At 65.4% G+C, this 3,662-nt stretch carries 3 protein-coding genes; all 3 read left to right on the top strand.

The window, feature by feature from the left end:
* The coding region (locus CRM90_RS29635; protein ID WP_102810406.1) for a tyrosine-type recombinase/integrase at positions 1 to 968 on the top strand (968 nt) is incomplete at its 5' end.
* Complete coding sequence (locus CRM90_RS29630) at positions 968 to 3,184, top strand: tyrosine-type recombinase/integrase (protein WP_102810405.1); 2,217 nt, start codon at positions 968 to 970, stop codon at positions 3,182 to 3,184. The genes CRM90_RS29635 and CRM90_RS29630, both read left to right, overlap by 1 nt.
* On the top strand, positions 3,174 to 3,584 hold the full coding sequence (locus tag CRM90_RS29625; RefSeq protein ID WP_102810404.1) for a DUF6262 family protein: 411 nt from the start codon (positions 3,174 to 3,176) through the stop codon (positions 3,582 to 3,584). The genes CRM90_RS29630 and CRM90_RS29625 overlap by 11 nt, the downstream gene beginning before the upstream one ends.
* Positions 3,585 to 3,662: the final 78 nt, after the last annotated feature.

Genomic DNA, 3,662 nt, shown 5'->3' with positions numbered 1-3,662 from the left:
GTGCGTATGCCCATGATCTTCGGGACTGGTTCACGTTTTGCGCACGTTCGGGGCTTGTGTGGTCGAGTGTGTGCCTGGAGGATGTGGGCCGGTTCGTCGCCTGGCTGAGGCTGGCGCCGGAGTCGAGGAACGCCGCCAATGTGGTGGCCCTGCCGAGTGCGGTGCCGGCGGGGTGCTCGGAGGCGACGGTGAACCGGAAACTGTCAGCGGTGTCGGCGTTCTACGAGTTCCATCAGCGGCATGGGGTGAACCTGGGCGATTTGCTGGTGACGTGGCAGCGCCGCGGATCCGGTGGCGGTTCGTGGCGGCCTTTGTTGGCACACTTGGGTTCTCGACCGGAAAGGACGCGACGGATCCGGTTGCGTGCCGACAAGCGGCTGCCGTCGACTCTGGACGAGCAGCAGGTCGCAGCGGTACTGGGGTCGTGCCAGCGGTTGCGGGACCGGTTGTTGTTCACCTTGCTGGCCGAGACGGGACTGCGCATTGGTGAGGCTCTGGGACTGCGCCATGAGGACGTTGACGCCGCGTCGTGCGTGGTGTCGGTGGTGGGCCGCACCAACGCTAACGGGGCGCGGGCCAAGTCCGGATCGCGTCGGGTTCCGGTGCCGGGCCGGCTGATCCGCCTGTACTGCGACTATCTGCATACCGAGTACGGCGACCTGGATAGCGATTACGTGTTCGTGAATCTGTGGGCTGATCCGGTGGGGGTGCCGATGAGCTACCGCAGCGTTTACGATCTGGTCTTACGTCTTCGTGCTCGGTCGGGAATTGTGTTCTCCCCTCACGTGTTTCGCCACACTTATGCAACGGATCTGCTGCGCCGCGGGGTCGCGGTGGAGGTGGTGAGCAAGTTGCTGGGGCACGCCTCGATCAGCACGACTGGTGACACGTACTCCCACCTGAACGTGGAGGACACCCGCCGGGCGCTGCTGGCCGCGGGGGTTCTCGACGACGACGGCGCGCTGTGATGAGCACACTGGCGGCACATTCCACGGCCGTCGGTGTGAGCGGATTCGCCCAGAGATTAGCCGCCGCGGTGCGGCCTGAGTTCCAGGTCGAGGTGCTGGTTCCCGCGGTGGGGGATCCGATCCTGGGCACTCCGGCGTGCATCGTTGCCGGTTGTGTGCGATCGAGCTATTACGACCGCGTGTGCCAGGCTCACCGACACCGATGGAAGAAAGACGGCCGGCCCGAACTTACCCAGTGGGCCGCCACGGCGGACCCGCAGGTAACCGGTCACAGGCCGCTGCACGCGTGCGAGGTGGCCGGCTGCCGATTCGGGCAACACCGATATCGGTTGTGCTACGGGCATTCCCGTCAGTGGGACGCTGGCGGGCGTCCCGACCGGACGCAGTGGTCACCGCCGGTGGTGACCGCGGCCGCGGTATGCGGGGTGACCGGGTGCCGGTTGTGGACTGAACTCGATGCCGGTTGGTGCCGCGGCCACCACACCCGGTGGCGGATGCGGGGATACCCCGCACCCGAGGCCTTCATCGCCTACTGCGCCACCTACGGGGAGGACCGTTTCGACTTCCGGGGGCTCTCACCGCAGCTCCGTTTGGAGGTCCAGTACGCGGTGCAGTGCCGGGTGGATGCCCAGCGTGCCCGCACCGTTCCCCGGGCGGTCAAACCGCTGCTCGATCACCTCGCTACTGCCGGGGACGTGTCGCTGTTGGGCCGGCCACTGGACGCCTGGCTCGGTGAGCTACCCCCGGCAGCTACCAGCACCGCACGGGCCTTCCTGGGGTTCGCCATCGGCTGCCTGTTGGATCTTCGCGACGGCGGTGGCTGGGAGGCCGAATACGACCGCGACGTCTGGCTACTGCGGCGACTATCGATCCCCGGGGCCGGTCATGGCGCCCAACTCGACTTCACCGCAGTACAGCCCTCGTGGCTGCGAGAACTGGTCAAGCGGTGGTGCCGGTGGCGGCTGTCATGCGGGATCGGACTTACTCAGGTCCGCCGAGACCTCGTTGCACTGATCCGGCTGTCGCGGTTGACCCCAGGGCTTGCCAGCTCGCCGGGGCCCACCGGGTTGAGCCGCCAGAGCCTGGAGGGCTACCTGGCCGCATTGGCAGCTGAACTCGCCCGCCCCAAGACACGCCGCGGTGATATCGGCGCGGTAAGCGGGTTCCTGCGAGCGATCCGCCAGCACCGATGGGCGATGCTGCCCGCCGATGCCGAGCTCTACCCCGACGATTGCCCCCGCCCCGAACAAGCCACGTTGTCTCGAGCAATCCCGGAGTTCGTAATGAACCAGCTCGAAGACCCGGCCAACCTCGACCGCATCAGCGACTCCCGTATCCGCTTGCTCGTCGAAATCCTCAACGGTGCCGGGCTGCGCATCGGAGACGCCACCCGCCTGAGCATCGACTGCCTCGTCCACGACCCCGTCGGAGCGACCTACCTGCGCTACCGAAACCACAAGATGCGCCGCGAAGCGATGGTGCCCATCGATGAACAGCTCGCCGCCAAGATCGCTGACCAACAGCGCCGCGCAACCGCAGCATTCCCCGAGACGGCGGTGTTGATCCCACGCTCACACGCCAACCCCCATGGTCGTCATCCCATTGGGCCCAACACCTTTGACATGCACCTCAAGGGATGGCTGACCGATGTTGCCGTCGTCGACGAGTTGGGCCGCCCGGCCAAAGTCACCCCGCACCAGTTCCGCCACACCTACGCCACCCGGCTGATCAACAACGACGTCTCCCAAGAAGTCGTGCGCAGACTGCTCGACCACACCAGCCACACCATGACCGCCCGCTACGCCCGCCTGGCCGACACCACCATCCGCACCCAGTGGGAACGCGCCCGAAAGATCGACATCCACGGCCAGTCCGTCGACACCAGCGGCGACGGACTGATCGGCGACGCCGAATGGATGAACCACAACCTCGCCCGCGCCAAAATGGCTTTACCCAACGGCTATTGCGGACTTCCGCTGCAGAAGTCCTGCCCACACGCCAACGCGTGTCTGACCTGCCCCGTATTCATCACGACACCAGAGTTCCTGCCTCAACACCACGCTCAACGCGAGCAAACCCTGCAACTGATCACCGCCGCCGAAGCACGCGGCCAACAACGCTTGGCCGAGGCCAACCGCACCGTGCTGACCAACCTCGACACCATCATCGCCACACTCGAAACCGACCACCAGGACACTGCAGAAGATGCGCGCTGACAACAGCATTCACCTCGCCACGGCCGCCAAGAGACGTCACGAAACCACTCGCGCCAAAGCCCTGGCTGCCCTGCACGAGCTCGACCAAACCGGGTGCCCGATCAGCTTCACCACCGTCGCCGAACACGCCGGCGTCTCTCGCTCCTGGCTCTACACACAGACCGACGTCAAGGACGAAATCCGCAGGATCGGAGCACTACGCGATCCCGCGCCGACGACCAGCCACACCAAACAACAACCGGCAAGCGACGCATCCCTGCGCAATCGACTCCGCCTTGCCCACCAACGCAACCGCGAACTCGACGAAGAAAACCGTCGACTACGCGATCAAGTCGCCCAATTGCACGGTCAACTCCGCACCGCCCGACTTACTGCTACAAAGACACCGTCCACAACGTGAACGCCCTGATCAACACACCATCCTGGACACCCGGCTGAAGATAACGATGGCACGCTTAAGTTCTCGGATCTCCTGCTC

Origin of the sequence: Mycobacterium sp. ENV421 (assembly GCF_002887815.1) — a bacterium.
Lineage (GTDB): Bacteria > Actinomycetota > Actinomycetes > Mycobacteriales > Mycobacteriaceae > Mycobacterium.
This window is presented reverse-complemented; position numbering and strand designations above follow the sequence as displayed.

Coding starts and splice junctions, on each gene's coding strand:
- CRM90_RS29625 (WP_102810404.1), top strand. CDS start 3,174: ATGCGCGCTGACAACAGCATTCACCTCGCCACGGCCGCCAAGAGACGT.
- CRM90_RS29630 (WP_102810405.1), top strand. CDS start 968: ATGAGCACACTGGCGGCACATTCCACGGCCGTCGGTGTGAGCGGATTC.